Source organism: uncultured Tenacibaculum sp. (assembly GCF_947502995.1).
Taxonomy (GTDB): Bacteria; Bacteroidota; Bacteroidia; order Flavobacteriales; family Flavobacteriaceae; genus Polaribacter.
Genome location: NZ_CANNBW010000001.1, coordinates 236,640 through 255,170, shown reverse-complemented (window position 1 = coordinate 255,170; position 18,531 = coordinate 236,640). Strand labels below are relative to the sequence as shown.

The 18,531-nt window shown below is 31.1% G+C and carries 16 protein-coding genes; 5 read left to right on the top strand and 11 right to left on the bottom strand.

What is annotated here, in order from left to right; all coding sequences use genetic code 11:
- Positions 1-28 precede the first annotated feature (28 nt).
- Positions 29-637, top strand: coding sequence for a superoxide dismutase (locus Q1A46_RS01115; protein ID WP_299673118.1), 609 nt, complete (start codon positions 29-31; stop codon positions 635-637).
- Positions 638-955: 318 nt separating this feature from the next.
- Here Q1A46_RS01115 and Q1A46_RS01110 read toward each other — a convergent pair whose 3' ends face one another.
- From Q1A46_RS01110 to Q1A46_RS01100, 3 genes are all read right to left on the bottom strand, one after another.
- Positions 956-1,549 (bottom strand): TetR/AcrR family transcriptional regulator, encoded by a 594-nt coding sequence (locus tag Q1A46_RS01110; RefSeq protein WP_299673116.1) that lies wholly within the window; start codon positions 1,547-1,549, stop codon positions 956-958.
- A 78-nt stretch (positions 1,550-1,627) separates the two neighbouring features.
- Positions 1,628-2,776: a cystathionine gamma-synthase gene (locus tag Q1A46_RS01105; RefSeq protein ID WP_299673114.1), complete on the bottom strand. Its 1,149-nt coding sequence runs from the start codon at positions 2,774-2,776 to the stop codon at positions 1,628-1,630.
- A gap of 15 nt (positions 2,777-2,791) precedes the next feature.
- Entirely contained in the window at positions 2,792-3,247 is a 456-nt protein-coding gene (locus Q1A46_RS01100) for a DinB family protein (RefSeq protein WP_299673112.1), read from the bottom strand.
- 42 nt (positions 3,248-3,289) lie between these two features.
- On the opposite strand from Q1A46_RS01100, the gene Q1A46_RS01095 reads away from it, so the two are divergent.
- A complete protein-coding gene (locus tag Q1A46_RS01095; RefSeq protein WP_299673108.1) occupies positions 3,290-3,637 on the top strand; it encodes an arsenate reductase family protein in 348 nt (115 codons plus the stop codon).
- 19 nt (positions 3,638-3,656) lie between these two features.
- Here the strand turns inward: Q1A46_RS01095 and Q1A46_RS01090 are convergent, their stop codons facing one another.
- The 6 genes from Q1A46_RS01090 to Q1A46_RS01065 all read right to left on the bottom strand — a co-directional run bounded on the left by Q1A46_RS01090 (position 3,657) and on the right by Q1A46_RS01065 (position 8,093).
- A complete protein-coding gene (locus Q1A46_RS01090; protein ID WP_299673105.1) occupies positions 3,657-4,121 on the bottom strand; it encodes a DUF4252 domain-containing protein in 465 nt (154 codons plus the stop codon).
- Between the two features lie 47 nt (positions 4,122-4,168).
- Complete coding sequence (locus tag Q1A46_RS01085) at positions 4,169-4,636, bottom strand: DUF4252 domain-containing protein (RefSeq protein ID WP_299673102.1); 468 nt, start codon at positions 4,634-4,636, stop codon at positions 4,169-4,171.
- A gap of 62 nt (positions 4,637-4,698) precedes the next feature.
- On the bottom strand, positions 4,699-5,718 hold the full coding sequence (locus Q1A46_RS01080) for a DUF3089 domain-containing protein (RefSeq protein ID WP_299673099.1): 1,020 nt from the start codon (positions 5,716-5,718) through the stop codon (positions 4,699-4,701).
- 1 nt (position 5,719) lies between these two features.
- The gene (locus tag Q1A46_RS01075; RefSeq protein WP_299673096.1) at positions 5,720-6,562 is read right to left on the bottom strand and encodes a lipopolysaccharide assembly protein LapB; all 843 of its coding nucleotides are present in this window, start codon (positions 6,560-6,562) and stop codon (positions 5,720-5,722) included.
- A 13-nt stretch (positions 6,563-6,575) separates the two neighbouring features.
- The gene (locus Q1A46_RS01070) at positions 6,576-6,968 is read right to left on the bottom strand and encodes a DUF6165 family protein (protein ID WP_299673093.1); all 393 of its coding nucleotides are present in this window, start codon (positions 6,966-6,968) and stop codon (positions 6,576-6,578) included.
- A gap of 21 nt (positions 6,969-6,989) precedes the next feature.
- The gene (locus tag Q1A46_RS01065) at positions 6,990-8,093 is read right to left on the bottom strand and encodes a hypothetical protein (RefSeq protein WP_299673090.1); all 1,104 of its coding nucleotides are present in this window, start codon (positions 8,091-8,093) and stop codon (positions 6,990-6,992) included.
- Between the two features lie 102 nt (positions 8,094-8,195).
- Here Q1A46_RS01065 and Q1A46_RS01060 point away from each other — a divergent pair, with 102 nt between their 5' ends.
- From Q1A46_RS01060 to mscL, 3 genes are read left to right on the top strand one after another with little or no spacing between them, the layout of a single operon-like run.
- On the top strand, positions 8,196-8,804 hold the full coding sequence (locus Q1A46_RS01060; protein ID WP_095074615.1) for a thymidine kinase: 609 nt from the start codon (positions 8,196-8,198) through the stop codon (positions 8,802-8,804).
- Positions 8,801-9,901, top strand: a complete 1,101-nt coding sequence (alr, locus tag Q1A46_RS01055) for an alanine racemase (RefSeq protein ID WP_299673085.1) — start codon at positions 8,801-8,803, stop codon at positions 9,899-9,901. The genes Q1A46_RS01060 and alr overlap by 4 nt, the downstream gene beginning before the upstream one ends.
- Positions 9,902-9,950: 49 nt before the next feature.
- Positions 9,951-10,361, top strand: coding sequence for a large-conductance mechanosensitive channel protein MscL (mscL, locus tag Q1A46_RS01050; protein ID WP_299673082.1), 411 nt, complete (start codon positions 9,951-9,953; stop codon positions 10,359-10,361).
- A gap of 82 nt (positions 10,362-10,443) precedes the next feature.
- Here mscL and Q1A46_RS01045 read toward each other — a convergent pair whose 3' ends face one another.
- The gene (locus tag Q1A46_RS01045; RefSeq protein ID WP_299673079.1) at positions 10,444-14,253 is read right to left on the bottom strand and encodes an Ig-like domain-containing protein; all 3,810 of its coding nucleotides are present in this window, start codon (positions 14,251-14,253) and stop codon (positions 10,444-10,446) included.
- A gap of 169 nt (positions 14,254-14,422) precedes the next feature.
- Positions 14,423-18,295 (bottom strand): carbohydrate-binding protein, encoded by a 3,873-nt coding sequence (locus Q1A46_RS01040; protein WP_299673076.1) that lies wholly within the window; start codon positions 18,293-18,295, stop codon positions 14,423-14,425.
- Positions 18,296-18,531 lie beyond the last annotated feature (236 nt).

The following is an 18,531-nucleotide window of genomic DNA, read 5'->3' as shown; positions in this document are numbered from 1 at the left end:
TTAATTAGTAATCAAATAAACAAAAATTATGGCTTTTGAATTACCAGAATTAGGATACGCTTACGACGCGTTAGAACCAAATATAGATGCAAGAACTATGGAGATTCACCACTCTAAGCATCATAATGGATATACAAATAAATTAAACGCTGCAATTGAAGGAACAGATTTAGAAGGTAAATCTATCGAAAATATTTTAACGAACTTAGATATGAGCAATGCTGGAGTTCGTAATAATGGTGGTGGTTTTTATAATCACTCATTATTCTGGACAGTAATGAACCCAGAAGATAGAGGATACTTATCTGGCGAATTAAAGGATGCTATTGAAGCTGAATTTGGTTCTAAAGAAGCTTTTATCGATGCTTTCTCTAAAGCTGCAGCTACTCAATTTGGTTCTGGATGGGCTTGGTTATGTGTACACAAAGGTGGTAAAGTAGAAGTATGTTCTACTCCAAACCAAGATAACCCATTAATGCCTGGTGTTACTTGTGGAGGAACTCCTATCTTAGGATTAGATGTTTGGGAACATGCATATTACTTAAACTACCAAAACAGAAGACCAGATTATATTGATGCTTTCTTTAAAGTAATCAACTGGAATGAAGTTGAAAGAAGATACGCTGAAGCTAAATAAAACGGCTACAACTTTAATACAATAAAAAAGCACCCAGAACGGGTGCTTTTTTGCTTATACCTTTTTTCGAAAATCGTAAACTTTTTATTCTTATTAGAAGTTTGTTTGTTTAAAAATGGTTGTACAATCTTTTCAAATAGTTTAAGCCTGCCTTCAATTATTAGTCCTTGAAGACAACGTTAACAAATTAAAATACACTAAAGAACTAATTTAGTTTGGTTTGGCTCTTACGAGCTGGTTTTGTTTATGTTTTTTCAATAAACATACTTGGGATTAAATTAAACTTATACCAATCGGTATATTTTATTTTAAATTTTTTTAATTTTTCAATTCATTATCTATCATCTTCTTCATCACCTCTGCTAAATCAAATAGATAAGTCTCATCTTTCATTATATGAGACATGTACACTGCTCCTTCTATCATATAGGAAAATCTTTTTGCATAAACAGCACTATCAACATCTTTTTTAACTTCATTTGTTTCTTTAGCTACTTCTATCAAATTTGTGAACTTTTCTAAAATTCGCTCATTATAAGATCGTACTAATTTAGATATTGAATTTTGCTGATATTCTGAATCAACACCAATATTTAATATTGGACAGCCTCCAAATTTTTTACAATAACTATAATAGTTTTTATAAAAACTAGAAACATTAATCAATCTATTTAACGCTGTTTTCCCCTTTGCAACATGTGCATTTAAATCTTTTAAAACGGTACGGATACAATGACGAAAAGCTTCTATTGCTAACTCTTCTTTACTTTCAAAATGCCCATATATAGCTCCTTTTGTTAAACCAGCTGCTTGAGTTATTTGTGATAAGCTCATAGCTGAATATCCTTTCTTATTAAATATAGGAGCAACCGTTTCAATAATATGTAATCTTGTCTTCTCAGATTTCAACATATAAGGCAAATATATAAAAATATACCAATTGGTATATTTTTTAACAAAAAAAAATTCCTCATAATGAGGAACTTATTTTTATTTATTTAATGCTTGATCTAAATCTGAAAGCAAATCTTCTATATCTTCTATACCTACACTTAAGCGAATTAAAGAATCTGTAATTCCCATTTTTAAACGCTCTTTTTCAGGAATTGAACCATGTGTCATGCTTACCGGATGATTAACTAAACTCTCTACTCCACCTAGTGATTCAGCCAAAGTAAATACTTTTACATGTTCTAAAAACTTAAAAGTAGCAGATTTACTTTCATCTTTTAACCGGAAAGAAACCATACCTCCAAAATCTTTCATTTGCTTTTTAGCTATTTCATGATTTCCATGACTTTGAAATCCTGGATAATATATTTCTCCTACTTTTTTATGATCACGTAAAAATTCAGCTACCTTTCTTCCATTTTCACAATGTCTTTGCATACGAACATGTAATGTTTTAATTCCTCTTAAAGCGAGGAAAGAATCCATAGGACCTGCAATTGCTCCTGCAGCAAACTGAATGAAGTTAAGCTCTTTACCTAACTCTTCATCTTTTACTATTAGAGCTCCCATAACTAAATCGGAATGACCACCTAAATATTTAGTAGCAGAATGCATAACAATATCGGCTCCTAAATCTAACGGTTGTTGTAAATAAGGTGTTGCGAAAGTATTATCAACAGCAATTAAAATATCTTTATTTGTCTGTTTCACTAAGTTTGAAACTTCTTCAATATCAGCAATTTTCATTAATGGATTTGTTGGCGTTTCAATCCAAATTAACTTAGTAGATTCAGTAATAGCATTAACTACATTACTTGGATCATCCATATTTACATATTGAAATTTGAGTCCGTATTTTTCAAATAACCTTGTAAACATTCTGTACGTACCTCCATATAAATCGTCTCCAGCTATCACTTCATCACCTGGTTTTAACAACCTTAAAACGCAATCTATAGCTGCTAAACCTGAAGCAAAAGCATAACCATGCGTTCCGTTTTCTAAAGATGCAAAAGCGTTTTCTAGAGCAGTTCTTGTGGGATTTGCTGAACGTGAATACACATATCCTTTGTTTACGCCTGGACTAGATTGTGCATATGTAGAAGTTTGAAATATTGGTGTCATTACTGAACCTGTAGCTTCTTCATGTTGCTGACCACCATGTATGGCTTTTGTATTAAACTTCATCAAGTAAAGTTAGATTTATACTAATTTAGATAATGCCATTATTGCTCCTAAATGAATTCCTTCGTGTAAATTATTAAAAGCAATTGCATTATCGATTGAACTTAACACGTATCCTGTACTTGTTGGGTACTCTGTATATTCTTTAAAAATTCCTTCTTTGTAATCTTCTTCTAAAGTATCTGGCAAACCAGCTAACAATTCTTTAACCTCTTCAAACTCTTCTACTGATAATTCTTCTGTTGGAGCTGTTCCTTTTCTATATTTTTCAATTAAATCATCTGGAATTAAACATTGTAAACCTGATAATTTATAATGTAATAATTGTTGAGTTACTACTAAATGAGCAACATTCCATGCTATATTATTATTAAATCCTTCAGGAATTTTATGTAATTGCTCGTGAGTTAAACCTTCTATTCTTTTTAAAACAAGTTCTCTAGATTTTCTTAAAATATCAAATTGTGTGTTCATTTTTCTGCCTATTTTAGCGTTTATAAAGATACACTTAATACCATGAAGAAAGTTTATTTTTTACAAACTTGTGATACTTGTAGAAGAATTTTAAAAGAAGTAAACCTAGAAGGTTTTGAAAAACAAGAAATAAAATCGGATCCTGTTACTTTTTCGCAATTGGAAGAAATGTATAGCTTTTCTAAAAGCTATGAAGCTCTTTTTAACAAGAGAGCTAAATTGTATAGAGAAATGGATTTAAAAAATCAGAATTTAACTGAAGATGATTATAAACAATACATACTTGATGAATATACTTTTTTAAAGCGTCCTGTGTTTATTGTTGATAAAGAAATCTTTATTGGAAACAGCAAAAAAACTGTTGAAAGTTTAAAAGAAAAGCTTCTCTAACGAGAAGCTTTTTTCAATTTTAAGATTTTTCCATTTCGGTAATTAAAGAACTAAACTCATCTTTAGATAAATTTGTTTTTAACCCTAAGAAGACCAACTCATCTCCTTTATCTTCTGTCATAATAATAATTTCACGAATTTTATTTTTATGCTCTAAAAAGAAAATCTCTGCTTTATCTTTTCCATCTTTAGTTCTTACTAAAGTTTTTAAGTTACTACTTTCAACAAAACTTTTAAAATCGCTAGATACACTATCTACTCTTTCTGTAAAAGTTAATATTTTAAAGTTTCTTGCCTTTTTAATTAAAACTTCTTCTTCATCTAAATCATCACTATCAATAAACATTCTTGCAATGAAACCTGGAACATTTAACGATACTTCTGCATTCTCTTTATGAGATTTATAAAAACTTTTGAATGATATCTTTTGAGCATTAATTGCTACTGCCAAAAATACTAGTACTACTGTTACAATTCTTTTCATAAAAAACTTGGTTTACTTTATATTTAAATTTTATTAAAGGCTATTGCTTATTGATCTTTCGAAATTTTAGTTACAACTGATGCTAACTCATCTTTAGTTAAAGTAATTTTTAAGCCAATCATCACCATTTTTTCTTCATCACTATTCGCTCTAATAATAATCTCTCTAACCAAATCATCTTTCTCAATAAAAAATATTCCGGCTTTATCTTTTCCGTCTCTAACTTTCATCAAAGTTTTCAATCCTTTTTTTCTTGAGAACTTTTTAAAGTTTCTTTCCGTTGTATTGTTTTCGTTATTAAAAATAACAATTTTACAATGTTCTGCTTTTTTCATTAATTCTTCGAACTCTTCCGTTTCTTCTTCATCAGAAAAGAAACCTCCTAAAGAAACAGGAACGCTCATTGAGAATTGACTTTCATCTTTATTCGCTTTATAAAAATCTGAATAAGCAGTGTTTTGTGCATTAATCGCAAATGCGATACAAATTAAAATAGTGGTTATTAATCGTTTCATAATACTTGGTTTTTGTAATGAAGACGACACCTATAATTTTTTGTTACACAAGAATTTTATTTTTAATTGACATTCAACCAAGTATTCGTTCTCAACTCAGCGTTCTCTCTAATATCTTGCCAAAATAAATTTATATCTCCAGCATGATAATTTTTTAAAAACGACATAAAGAAACGCAATGGAAACTTCGGATTTGTACTCCAAACTAATCCATCTGTAATTTGGATTGTTAATGCTTCTTTGTAAATTTTACCGTTTGTATATAAGAAACCCTTGTGATCTTTAAATACAGTTGTTGTAGACTGATCCCAAGTAATTGGATTTGTAGTTACTGATCCTTTATACCAATCTTTATCTTTTTTTGGATAATGATTTTTCTTGTACGTATTCCATGAAATAAAGCCTCCAGTCTCTTTTGGAGATTTCATTAGTTTTATTGACGAAAACTCATTTTCTTTTACTCTAATTCCTGGAATATAAGCTGCAATTAATTTTTTTTGTAATTCTTTTCCATCAAAAAAATCTTTTAATAATCGTACTGTATGCGTTGTTCCTTGGCTGTGACCAACCATAATAATTGGTCTTCCTTTATTGTATTTCTTTAAATACACCTCAAAAGCGCTTTTAACATCTGAATATGCTAAATCTTGAGCCTCTTTTCCTCCTTTGTTGAATAATCTGTAAGAACGAATATGAGCTTGACGATAAAACGGGACATAAACTTTACCTGAAGTTGCAAAAGCTGAAGCTTGCATTAACACAGCTTTATTTAAAACTGTATTATTTTGTTCTTTGTCTATAATTGAAACATTCCAACGGATATCTTTTTTACTTGTGTTTAAAGTAGGATATACATAAAAAACATCAGCTTGTAATGTATCTAAACGATTAGACGCATAAGTTTTAAAATTCTCTTGATATTTGGTTGGTAGAACTGCCCAAGAACTTTCTTTGGTATAATCTGGTTTAACAGGAATATTATCTTGTAAAAAAGCTTGCGTTTTGTATGTTGAACGACAACTGAAACACAACAGTGATATTAAAATTACATATAAAACTGATCTCGCTTTTTTTACAAACATTTTATTTTTTCTTATTTTCTTCAGAAATGCTGTTCAGTACTAATTTTGCTAGTTCTTGATTTCCGAAAGTAGATTTAGGGTTGAATATAACTTGCATTAATAATTCTTTGGCTTCATTAAACTGTCCGTTTAAATTTAAAACTAAAGCTTTATTAATAGTAAGAACTCCTTCAGTTTCAATATCTGGATTCTCGTTTAATCCCTTTTCTATAGCTTGAAGTCTTTCTTCTCCTTCTAAAAAATTTGAGTAATCTTTCCAAGCCGGAGCTAAAGAAGGAAAATTATCAACTAATAACTTTAACATTTGAACCTTTTCTTGTGGATTATCGATCCACTCTAAAGTCATATAGTTCTTATACAATCCTTCACTAAAAACTCCTGTTTTTTCTTTTCTTAAAACATCTATAGCTGTTTTAGAGGTAAAAAAACCATTTGGAGCCACTTTATCTGTTAACTCATAATATTTTAACGCTTTTTCAAAATCATCATTTAACAAATATGTATAAGCTAAATCATAATACGGATAAGCCCATTCAGGTGAGTCTTGTATAGCTTCTTCAAGATGACTTATAGCTTCAGCATAATCTCCTTTCTGCCCATATTCTCTTGCTTTTTGATGTAATTCTTTAGCCTTATCAGAAGATTTATTTATGCTATAAACGGCATAATTATACCTGCCTGTAGCTTGTGATAATTCCTCTTTTGATATCTCATTTCCTTGTTGATCTGTAAACTTAATATCACTTATTTTTTGAGAACGAGAACTACTTTGTTCTATACTTTTAACTTCTTTAGATCCTGAAATACCTAAAGAAGTTAAAAATTTTGATAAAGCCTTTTTCATAACATTTTATTTTTTACTTATAATCTTCGTACGATTTTTCTTCTACTAAATCTGAACCAGTTAACGTATTAATATCTTTTTTAACTACTGAACGATCATCGTTAGTAAAGTATACTGCACGAGCTAGATTAACAAACGTTTCACCAAAATCTTTAGCGCGCTCACACTCTCTAATATCATCTTCTATTTTCCACAATTTTTTATTAATCTCTAATAAATCATTGTGTAGTTTTTTCAATTCATCTTGATCTGAAACTTCATTATAAATATGATCTACAACTGGTGTTAATACATCATATTCATTTTGAATATTTTTAAGTTTGTTTTGATCTTTTATCTCAGTTAACTTAATTGCTAAAATGGTATACTTATCTATTATTTCTCCGTTAGAAACTTCAATCTTCATTATCTTAATTTATCTTTTATATTAAACGAAACGACGTTCTATTATTTCTAAAAAACGTATTTCATATTCTTCTTTTGTACTCCAATCATAATCTGGCTTCACCATCTTACTGATAAAATTTTTAGCTTCTCTTTCTGTTTTAAATGTATTTAATTGCGAAACCACTCTATTAAAATCGGTTTGATTCCCATCAAATAAATGTTTCACAAAAGCAATACGATCGTTAAGTCCAATTTGTATTGTAGACTGTAAATGATCATTTACAGTTTTTTTAGGTTCTACTTTTTGAAATAAATCTGCCATTACATCTACTGGCAAAGTATCTTTTAATTCGTCTTCTAAAGTAGGTATTTTCGATTCTGTAGGTACTTCTTCTTTTTTCTCTTCTTCAGGTGCTTTTAATTCTTCAATAAATTTAGCTTCATCAAAAATTGTAGGATCATCGTTTCCAAACAATAAATTTTCAAGTTCATCAAAAGGTTGCTCTTCTATTTCTTGAAGTTTACCTTCAACTTTTTCTTCTTTTACTTGAATTAAAGTTGGTTCTTCAATAATCTCTTCAATAACTTCAGGAAGTTCTTCTTCTGTAGTTTCTTCAGTAATTTGTTCTTCTAAAACTTCAACTTCCTCTTTTGCTGACTCTACAAATATTGGAGTTTCTTCAATTATTTCTATTTCTTCTTCAACTTCTTCTGTAATAACTTCAGTTTCTTCTATAAACTCTACTTTTTCATTTGTTGATTCAGCAATAGAGTTTTCTTCTACAACATCTACCTCAACGTCATTTTGTTCTGTAACATTTAGAACTTCTTCAACAACTTCAGATTTTTCTTCAATTGAATTAACAATTGGTCTTTCTTCAATTACCTCAACTATTTCTTCCTCTTGATTTACAACATTACTATTCCTTGCTGTTTCAATTTGCGTAACTACCTCAATCAGTTCTTCTTTAGTTTCTTCTGCCTGAGGTGTTGTATTAATATACTCTTCTACATAAGCCAATACGGCTAACTTTTCGTAAACTTCATATGCTTTTTCTTTTAATGCAAAAACATCTTCTTTGTTCTTCATCTTTAAAATGCTATGCGCTAAACTAGTTAGGTCTGAAGCCAATTTTTTGTGCATAAGTTATGAGTAGGTTTTATTTTTTGCTCTTAAATTTTAATAAATTTGTTCCCTTATCGAAATGTAAGACAAAAATAATTATTTGAGCATTAAAATTACAAAATGTTTCTTGAAAATACAGTAAATCATACAGAACAGTTTGGGTGGATAGAGGTAATTTGCGGCTCAATGTTTTCGGGGAAAACTGAGGAATTAATTCGTAGATTAAAAAGAGCAAAATTTGCCAAACAAAGAGTTGAAATTTTTAAACCTGCTATTGATGTAAGATATGATGAGGAAGAAGTAGTTTCTCATAACGACAATAGAATTCGATCTACACCAGTACCAGCTTCAGCAAATATCAGATTGCTTGCTAACAATGTTGACGTTGTAGGAATTGATGAAGCTCAGTTTTTTGACAATGAAATTGTTGCCGTTTGTAACGACCTAGCTAATAGAGGAATTCGAGTTATTGTCGCTGGTTTAGACATGGACTTTAAAGGAAATCCGTTCGGGCCAATGCCTGCTTTAATGGCAACAGCAGAATATGTAACTAAAGTTCATGCGGTTTGTACAAGAACCGGTAACTTAGCACATTATAGTTTCAGAAAAGCTGAAAGTGATAATATTGTACTTTTAGGTGAAACTCAAGAATACGAACCACTTAGTAGAGCTGCTTACTACAAAGCCATACAAGAGCAAAACGCTCAACTTAAAGAAGAGGAAGAATGAACAACCATGTTACCGTATTAGAAATTGATGCAAATGCTGTTTTGCATAACCTTAGTTACTTTAAACAGAGATTACAGCCTACAACTAAAATTTTAGCTGTTGTTAAAGCCTTTGGTTATGGTAGTGAAGCTGTTGAAATAGCTAAAATTGTAAAAGATCATGTGGATTATTTTGCAGTTGCTTATAGCCATGAAGGTATCGCTTTAAGAGAAGCAGGAATTGACACTCCAATTCTAGTACTACATCCACAAATACCAAATATTGAAGCTATTGTTAAATATCGATTAGAACCTAATTTATATAATTTCAAAATTTTTGAAGCTTTTTTAAATTATGCTAATGATGTTCCTTTGATGAATTATCCGATTCATATCAAATTTAATACTGGGTTAAATAGATTAGGTTTTTGGCATTCTGATGTACCTAACATTATTTCTACACTAAAGAAATCTAACAATGTTATTGTACAATCTATTTTTTCTCATTTAGCAGCTAGTGAAGATCTTAATGAGCAAGAATTCACCGTAAATCAAATTAATAACTTCGCATATATTGTAAAACAAATCTATCAGCATTTAGGTTACGAACCTATGCTACATATTTTAAATACTTCTGGAGTAGTAAACTATCCAAAAGCTCAATTCGACATGGTACGTGTAGGAATTGGGTTATATGGTTTTGGAAATGATCCTAAAGAAACGGCCAACCTTAAAAATACACATAGTTTAAAAACTATTATCTCTCAAATCCATATGGTTCAACCAGGAGAAACAGTTGGTTACAATAGAGCTTTTGTTGCTAGTAGACCTACTCGAAGTGCTACAATTCCGATTGGACATGCTGACGGTATTTCTAGAAGATTAGGGAATAAAAATGGTTTTGTTATTATTAATAATAAACCTGCTCCTATTATTGGAAACGTTTGTATGGATATGATAATGGTAGATGTTACAACAATTGATTGTAAAGAAGGAGATGAAGTTATTCTTTTTAACCATCAACAACATATTGAATACATGGCTCACAAATGCAAAACCATTCCATACGAAATATTAACAGCTCTATCTCAACGAATTAAAAGATTTGTGAAACGTTAAAAAATTCTTAAATTACAACCAGTAATTAATATTTAAAAAATCTATTCAAATGGGAATGTTAAAAGAGTTTAAAGACTTTGCCATGAAGGGTAATTTAGTAGACATTGCAGTTGGTTTTGTAATGGGTGCTGCCTTTAACAAAGTTGTTTCTTCATTCACTGGAGGAATTGTTTCTCCATTAATTGGCCTAATCTTTAATGCTGACTTTAAAGATTTAAAGTATGTAGTTAAAGAAGGCGTAGCTGATGCTTCTGGAAAAGTATCTGGTGAAGTCGCCGTATTGTATGGTGAATTTATAACCAATGTAATCGACTTTATCATTGTTGCTTTTGTAATGTTTATGATTGTAAAAGGTGTTAACGCAATGAAGAAAAAAGAAGAGGAAGCTCCTGCTGCTCCTGCTGGACCAACTCAAGAAGACTTATTGGCTGAAATTAGAGATTTATTAAAGAAGAACTAATCTTCAAAATCACTATAAAGTTTAAAAGGCTATTGACTAACATCAATAGCCTTTTTTATTATTCCTTTTAATTGATTTCTTATTAATTCTTAATATATTTTTCTACCGCTACAGCTTTTTTAGCATCATTTTTAAACTTTAAATAATACATTCCGCTTGATAAACCTTCAATAGAACCATAACCATCTGTCAATTTTACCGTACGAATTAAAGCTCCACTTAAATTAATAACGTCAACGGTATTTAATTCTAAAAGATGATTATTATGAATTTCAAATTTTCCATCACCAATGTTGTATTTTAAAATTGGAACATTACCTTTTTCTAAAATATCTTCTGTTGTACTTAATGTACTTTCCACTCCAGAAAACTTAACCTCTGCTAATCCCATAGATTGAAAAGCACTGTTGAAATGATTTAAAATAGTAAACTTCACAAGCCTTACTCCTTCCTTTTTAACATCGAAATTTTGAGCAAAATTACCTCCAGGATAAATAGCAATTTTAGTTGCATAGGTAAAATCATCAATATCATCTGTAGTTGATGTATAGATTTCTATATCTCTTAGCCCGGTTTTAACCGATTGTGCAGGGCTATTCCAGTTCCATAAATGAACTTGATCTATATCTTTTGCTTCGCCTAAATCAAAAATAATTTCACCAGAGGTATAACCTCTTTCTGTAAACCACATATTACTTTCATCTTCATCATGCGGAGTTCCTGGTATTATATCACTAGTTGAAAAACCAGCGTTATTAATTAAATTATTTGCTACAGATGGATCTTTTTCAGTTGGAAAACTTACTATTGAAGCAGGTGAAAATAAACCTTTCTTATCTCCTGCAAAATCATGGAATGTTAACTTCGGATTTTTAATTTCTATTGGATATGCATTTGGTAAAACACCTTGATCATTAAAAAAATTATGAATTCTATTCATGATACTCGCAAACCATTCAGACTTATCTGCAAAACCATGAACTTGCTCACTACCTAACCATAAACTAGCAGGTACACCTTTGTAATGTAAATATTGCACCATTTGGTGTGCTTCTGACACTCTTCCATCATTCGTTCCTGAAAAACATATTACTGGAGGAAAGTCTGAACCATATATTTTGTATGAAATAGGATCTGTTAACTTGGCAATCTCTTCTCCCCAATCTGCTTTTATTTCGTTATAATCATCTGTTGGTATTTTTATAGCCGGATCTATTAAAAAGAAAGCATTAGGTTTAGGAGACACACTTAAATCATCATTAGAATCATCTAATCCTTCAGACAAAAAAGTAGACATTGCAATATGCGATCCTGCAGAAGCTCCAGCTGCTGAAATTTCATTCGGATTAATTCCTAGCATATTACTGTTAGATCGCACCCAACGCATAGCACTTCTAGCATCTAAAACACAACTTTCTACACTTCCGTAAGTATAAGAAACAGATATTGCTACCATTCCTTGCGATGCTAAATAATTACACCATGGAAACATTTGAAAATACGATCCAGACACCCAACTTCCTCCATGAAACATTACAATTGCTTTTCTTCTATCAGTATTTACCCAAGAATCCGGATAATACACTCGTAAATTAACATCTTTTCCATCTGTTTGTTTATACACAAATTCTTTATAAGTAGTATTATTTATCTTAGGACTTATAATCATTTTTACTTTTGCCGTAAAACCACCATCTTCAGTAATTGCACTAAGTATCACTTCGCCTACATTCAATGCTTTTACTAACCCGTTTGCATCAATAGTAGCTATACTTTCATCACTAGATGTCCATGTATAGTTTTTATTGGTAGCATTAAATGGTCTTATAATTGGTGGTAACAACAATAATTCATTTCCTTGATCTATAGTTAAAAACTTTTGTTCTTCAGCTACAAAAACTCCCGTTACCGCTACTGTATCATCTGCTTCTGCTAAAACAGTAATATTACTTTCTGCTTCAAATCCTCCATCTTCAGCAACAGCTTTAATTGTTACATTTCCTGTGGTTAAAAAAGTTAATTTCCCAGTAGCATCTACTGTTGCTATAGATTCATTACTAGAAATCCAAGCAACATTTGTATTGGTCGCATTTGTTGGTTGAATAATTGGAAATAATTGTAACTCTTTATTTTTTTCTATAGCTATATTCTCTTGATCTTCATTAAAAGCTACCGAAGTAACAGCTACAGTTGCACCGGTGTTAATCTCGAATCCTTCCTTAATCCATCTATTAATTTCAATAGCTGTATATTCATTTTTCCAGTTATGCATATTTAACTTACGAAGATTCTTATAGAATGTTTCTAAAGAATCTAACCCTAATACTTCAGTAATATATCGCTCGAAAGATCTATCAGGATCTACATAATTTGGCAATGTTGTATTCGTTATCTCTTCTGATGTTTTATCTTTCCAATTACCAACACTTTGTAAATCTCTTTGAATATATAACGATGGTGTTGCTCCCTGACCAGAATAAATATTCCCTGAAAAAGCTAAATCTTCTGAGGTAAAAGTTCTATTTACAAAAACATGCTTCGAACGATCGTGAGTATTGTGCACAATGTTATCACTTAAAGTACTGTTAATAAACTCACTTTTATCTAAATAAATATAATTGGTTGATTTTAAGTTGTAAAGTATGTTGTTTTCAATTTGTACATCTTTATTCTCACCTCTTAAATACATTCCAACTCCAAAATGAGAAGCTTCATTTACATTTTGATGTACAATAAAATTATCTTTAAAAATTCCATTTTCCCAATCATCAATCTCAATAGCCCAACCTAAAGTTCTATTTGTTTGTTTAGATTCTCCTAACGAATTAAATACATTATCATTTACCAATAAGTTTTTAAATCGATAAGCACCTGTACGCACATTACCTCCTAACGAAATTCCTATTTCGCAATCGTAATAAAAGTTGTTTGTAATTGTAATATCTGTACTACTGCCTTCTCCTTTATTCGCTGTAAATTTTGTTCCAATACTACTTGGTCTGTAAAAAGAATTACCGTCAAATACCGTATTTTTTACGGAACTAAAATATAAATTGTGATTAAAAATAGTAGCCTGACCTCCATTCTGATCGTTATTACCTGCTAACGATTTTTGATACCATCCGTTATGATCAAAAATATTTTCTTCTAAAGTTATATCGTTTACCTGATTTGTAAAAATACCCGACGAATGGCTGTCAGCAGCATAACTATCAAAGAACAAGTTTCTTCTTAATCTAATATTGGTAACTCCACCTAATTCTTTAGACGAAATATTACAACCTTCGGTAAAACGAAAAGCACAACCTTCTACTAAAACATCATTTACAGTTCCTGCAGATGCTCCATATATAAAAAAACCAGGAATATTTCCTTTAAATGAAGTAAACTCAATATCGTTTGGATCACTTTTCTTTGCGTAAAAATCAATTCCTATTACGTAAAAATGATTCAATTCCCCTAAACTTCTAAATCCTATTTTTCCATCTAATAAAATTAAAGGCAATTCTTTTGAAGTTCCGTAAGTTGCATACACAAAAGGAGCTGTAGCTGATGCTCCACTTTTTGGTTCTAATGTTTCTGTAAAAGTATTTCCTCTTTTTAAAAGAATCCACGCTGCCTCACCGTTGGTAACATTTGTTATTGCTGCTTTTACTGTTTTAAATGCTTTTATTGATGCACTTGGTAAAAAAGGATCAGCACCTACTACTCCATCGGTATGAACATATATTTCGGCGGTATCGTCGTCTCCTTCTTCGCTACTAACATATATAATTTTAGAAGCATTTTCGGGATTTAATTTTGTCCAACCATTACTGTCTATGGTTTGCGAAAAAAGATGAAAGCTACTAATAAACAATATTAAATAGCTAATTTTTGATAAAAGTTTCATTGGGATTATTAATAATTTGATTCCACAAGATTAAAACATGGCATATTAACGTATTACCCTGTTTTCAGTGAAATTATACATAAGCACATACATCACTTATACAAGACAAAAAAACCGCAACTAATTTATATTAGTTGCGGCATTATCCAGTTTAAAACATTAGATAAAATTATTTTTTAATCACTTTTTTGCTTGAAATAACTTTACCTGCTTTATTATAAATTTTTATGATATAATATCCTTTCGGAATTTCCGAAATATCAACTGGTTGTTTTACATTTTCCACTTGCTTTATTAAAGCTCCAGATTGATTATATAATTTCACTTTTGAAACCTCATTAGCATTTGAAACTCTTAAAACATTAGTCATAGGATTTGGAAATAGAGTCACTTCTACATTCTCATTATTTGTAGTATTGGCAACACTCCCATAAGTTAGATTTAATTTTGCTGAAGCTACTGTAGCATTCTCTTTTGAAGCAAAAGCAAAATCATTACCTCCACTTAAACTTAAAATTAAACTCAATTGATCTTCTGTAATTTTAGAAGCATCTAAAGGAATTGTCACCACTTTAGAAACTCCAAAAGAAGTATTTACTTGACCAAGAACACCATTATTATTAGGTTTATTTGCATTTGAAAGCGATGTTTCAGTCCAATTAGAACTCGAACCTTTATGCACAGTTAACGCTCCGCTACCAGCATCTGAATATACTATAAAAGTTAACGAAGCTTTTTTCACCACTCCAGAAACAGCAGAAAGATCAAACAATAAATATCCAACTCTTTTTCCACTTTCTATACGGATCATGTCAGAATTAAAATTCTTACCATTTTGTAAATATGAATCATGAATAGGACTCAATTCTAAGTCTTGATCTAGAATTTGTTCAGCTTTCACAATTACCTTATCTAGATTATACAAATAACCTGTAGCTCCTTTAAATACTAACTTTAAAGCTTTCGTTCCAGAAGTTAATCGAACACTTACACTGTACTTTTGGTAATTGTGCCAAGTATTATTTACCGGAATAGCAACACTACCTACAGAAATACCATCATCTAAAACTTCTATTTCTCCTCCAACTCCATTGCTTGACGCGTAAAATTCAAACAAATAATCTCCTGTATTACTAACATTCACATTGTAAGAAACAGTATCTCCATTTTTAATGAAACCTAGATTTTTACCTGTTGAATTTGGTGTATTTTCAATTTTTACACTTCCTGATTTACTCGAATAATTTTCTGCTTCAAAATTTCCTGGTAATTGAATAGCTACACTTACTCCTTTTACTTCTATTGAAACAGAATTTGATGTTGTTGTAGCTCCATCATTATCTGTTGCTTTTGCAGTAATTTCATAGTTTCCTGTTTGAGCTATCGTTACAGAAGTATTATAAGGAGCTGTATTCTCAGTTGCTATTAAGTTTCCATTTGAAAAGAATTCAACTTTAGCAATATTCCCGTCTGAATCGGAAGCATTTGCTGATAATTGTATCGGTTCATTAACAGTAAACTCGTTACCATTTACTGGCGAAATAATTGAAACTTGAGGCGATTGATTATTTCCACCACAATCCACTAATACCTCAGCAGGACCAACACCTGTTGGCTTTGTATATGTTTTAGATAACACAAATTTATCCATTTCAAAACCATCTTCTCTCATTGAAAATGAAATTGTATGAATACCTGCCGTAGGAACGTTGATAAAAATCTTTTGCGGTTCTCCACAATGATTTGCACCAGTTCTCTGCTTACTTTCCCAAGTCCAAGCATTTTTACCAGTACACCATTGCATTCTTTGTCCAGATTCTGGCCATGTTCCGTCAATACCAACATGAACACCATTATCTTCTGATCCTGTCGAATGAGCTCTTACCCAAACAAAGTATTTACCAGGAGTTGTAAACTTTACTCTATAATTAATAATCGCAACTTGACCTGGAGTATTTGAAAAACTTTCTCCGTTAACTAAAGGATCTCCGTGTGTAACTCTAGTATCAGGTAAAATCTCTAAATATCCACTTTCACTAGCTCCGTTTGTATGTAAAGCATCTGGATCTGGACCCGGTAGATTACTATCTGTATTCTTATACCATTGTCTTTTTCCAGTTTTAGACTGACTTAGAAAATGCTCTGCCTCAACAGCAACTACTCCATTTTGTTCTAAAGCAGCACAATCTCCGTCACCTCCGCCAGTATCTCCACCACCGTTTTTATTGGTAATCAAAGCTACCCAATCGTTATTATCTGGCGCAACTAAATTATTTCCTAAAGTTTGTTTAGCTGATAAATTACCTCCAGATCTTGGATTAAACCATTGCACATTGTATTTATTATTTCCTGTTGGTAAACTTAAACCTGTTGAACCTCCATTTGGTCTGTAAACCGCATAAATTTCACCAGCTTTTGCAAATACAAAATCTCCATTATCATTAGTTACACCATCAGCACTAATCATATCAATTAAATAAGATTGTAAGTTTTCATTAAAGAAATCTAATGCATAGCTACCTTCTTTATATTTCTTACCTCTTTTTCTATGATCGTTACCATTAATATCTCCATCATCATTTAAATAACCGCTGTAGTATTCAACTCCAGCTCCACCTGCTAATAAAGTACCCCAAAGCACTTTTTTTCTTACATCTTTATCAGATACACGAATTCCTTGTGAAGCAGAACCTTGCTCATCATTTGCGACTACCCATTTTTTCCCAGAAGCTCTAGATTTATTTAACCAGTTAATTACATCATTATGAATTGAATTCTGATTCGATTGTAAAGATGCTCCTGTTAAATCTGATGCGTTTCCTAAAAGTGGAGTATAACGTTGATCTTTTTCTCCTGGATACGTATGAATAACAATATTATGATTGTACGGATCTAATTGCTTTATATAAGTTGCTGTAGCTTTTACCACATTATTAGGCAAAGTAGTTTCTTCAGTAATGTTCCAGTTTAGTGCTAAGTGGTGAGAAAATCTAGCGATTAATTCTCTGTAATACAGTTTTCGTTGTCTTCCAAAAGTATTACCATCCATCTTATTATCGTTCTCAGTTTCCATGGTTTTAAAGTGAAGATAGATACCTTTTTGATCTGCATACTGCATCACTTTTTCCCATTGTGCCATTTTAGAAACATCGAAACGATCTTTATGTACTTTATTCCACTGTTGCGATCTTCCTGTGTTTCCATATTCTTGTAAAGAAACTTTTAAAATATGAGGAAAAACAGCACCACAATCTCCACTGGTATTCCAAGTTAAAAACGACATTACGTTTGCTCCTTGGTTATGCAGATAATTTACCATTCCTAAAATTTCTGTTCCTTTACCATTAGCCCAGGTATACGAACTAGCATCACTTGCTACATAATCTTGTTGATGAGGTTGCCAAGTTTTACTACCTATTTTATTTAAGTTATTCGTATAACTTGGTGTAGCATCAAAATCAACATAATTGAATGCATTTTCAGGTGAATCGGCACCAGCTTTCACAAACCATTTTCCATTCGGATTTTGAGGATTAGTTCCAGTGTGCTTTAAATAATGTTCTCCTATGTACTGTAATCTTCCTAAATCTTTATTTCGAAAATCTCTTCTGGTTTTGTTAGATTCAGTAATGGTTAAGTTTCCTGAAGCTCCATTCATAAATCCTGCACTAGTTCCGCCGCCATTAATAGCTACGTCTGCACCTTTTTTAAAGGAAGCTGTCCAACTCCATTGACCAGTTTGATCTGGAGTAAAATGAACTCTCCATTTATTTCCAGATGAACAACTATTATCCTCAGCATTTCCACAGGCAGCAAAAAAACCAGGAACAGTGTATGATCTATTGCTTGAATTATGAGTAAAAGTTACTTCTAATCTATAATCTGAAAACGGATTAGGGTTTGCGGTTTCAGAAGTATTGGGTCCGTTAAATGTTAGTGATATCTTATGCCATCTTTTAAGCTCTCCTGAAGTAGTTTGAGCATAACCTATAGCAATAATGAAGAAAGAAACGATAATGTTTCTTACATCAATTAATTTCATGATTTTTAGTTTTAAATGTCTTTTAAATATGGTTGTTTAATAACCTATTATGAAGAAATAGGGGAATCAAAAAAAATATGAAGTACAAACAGTTACACAATAAAACTGTTGTTTAACTATGTAGAAATAGTTAATTAATTTATATACTAATTTATTCTTATTTGGGGTTTTAGGGGACTGTTTATTTCTTTAGTATTTTCTTAGGGGGATCATTTTTATTATCTAAAACTAGATAA

Coding starts and splice junctions, on each gene's coding strand:
- Q1A46_RS01115 (WP_299673118.1), top strand. CDS start 29: ATGGCTTTTGAATTACCAGAATTAGGATACGCTTACGACGCGTTAGAA.
- Q1A46_RS01110 (WP_299673116.1), bottom strand. CDS start 1,549: ATGTTGAAATCTGAGAAGACAAGATTACATATTATTGAAACGGTTGCT.
- Q1A46_RS01105 (WP_299673114.1), bottom strand. CDS start 2,776: ATGAAGTTTAATACAAAAGCCATACATGGTGGTCAGCAACATGAAGAA.
- Q1A46_RS01100 (WP_299673112.1), bottom strand. CDS start 3,247: ATGAACACACAATTTGATATTTTAAGAAAATCTAGAGAACTTGTTTTA.
- Q1A46_RS01095 (WP_299673108.1), top strand. CDS start 3,290: ATGAAGAAAGTTTATTTTTTACAAACTTGTGATACTTGTAGAAGAATT.
- Q1A46_RS01090 (WP_299673105.1), bottom strand. CDS start 4,121: ATGAAAAGAATTGTAACAGTAGTACTAGTATTTTTGGCAGTAGCAATT.
- Q1A46_RS01085 (WP_299673102.1), bottom strand. CDS start 4,636: ATGAAACGATTAATAACCACTATTTTAATTTGTATCGCATTTGCGATT.
- Q1A46_RS01080 (WP_299673099.1), bottom strand. CDS start 5,718: ATGTTTGTAAAAAAAGCGAGATCAGTTTTATATGTAATTTTAATATCA.
- Q1A46_RS01075 (WP_299673096.1), bottom strand. CDS start 6,562: ATGAAAAAGGCTTTATCAAAATTTTTAACTTCTTTAGGTATTTCAGGA.
- Q1A46_RS01070 (WP_299673093.1), bottom strand. CDS start 6,968: ATGAAGATTGAAGTTTCTAACGGAGAAATAATAGATAAGTATACCATT.
- Q1A46_RS01065 (WP_299673090.1), bottom strand. CDS start 8,093: ATGCACAAAAAATTGGCTTCAGACCTAACTAGTTTAGCGCATAGCATT.
- Q1A46_RS01060 (WP_095074615.1), top strand. CDS start 8,196: ATGTTTCTTGAAAATACAGTAAATCATACAGAACAGTTTGGGTGGATA.
- alr (WP_299673085.1), top strand. CDS start 8,801: ATGAACAACCATGTTACCGTATTAGAAATTGATGCAAATGCTGTTTTG.
- mscL (WP_299673082.1), top strand. CDS start 9,951: ATGGGAATGTTAAAAGAGTTTAAAGACTTTGCCATGAAGGGTAATTTA.
- Q1A46_RS01045 (WP_299673079.1), bottom strand. CDS start 14,253: ATGAAACTTTTATCAAAAATTAGCTATTTAATATTGTTTATTAGTAGC.
- Q1A46_RS01040 (WP_299673076.1), bottom strand. CDS start 18,295: ATGAAATTAATTGATGTAAGAAACATTATCGTTTCTTTCTTCATTATT.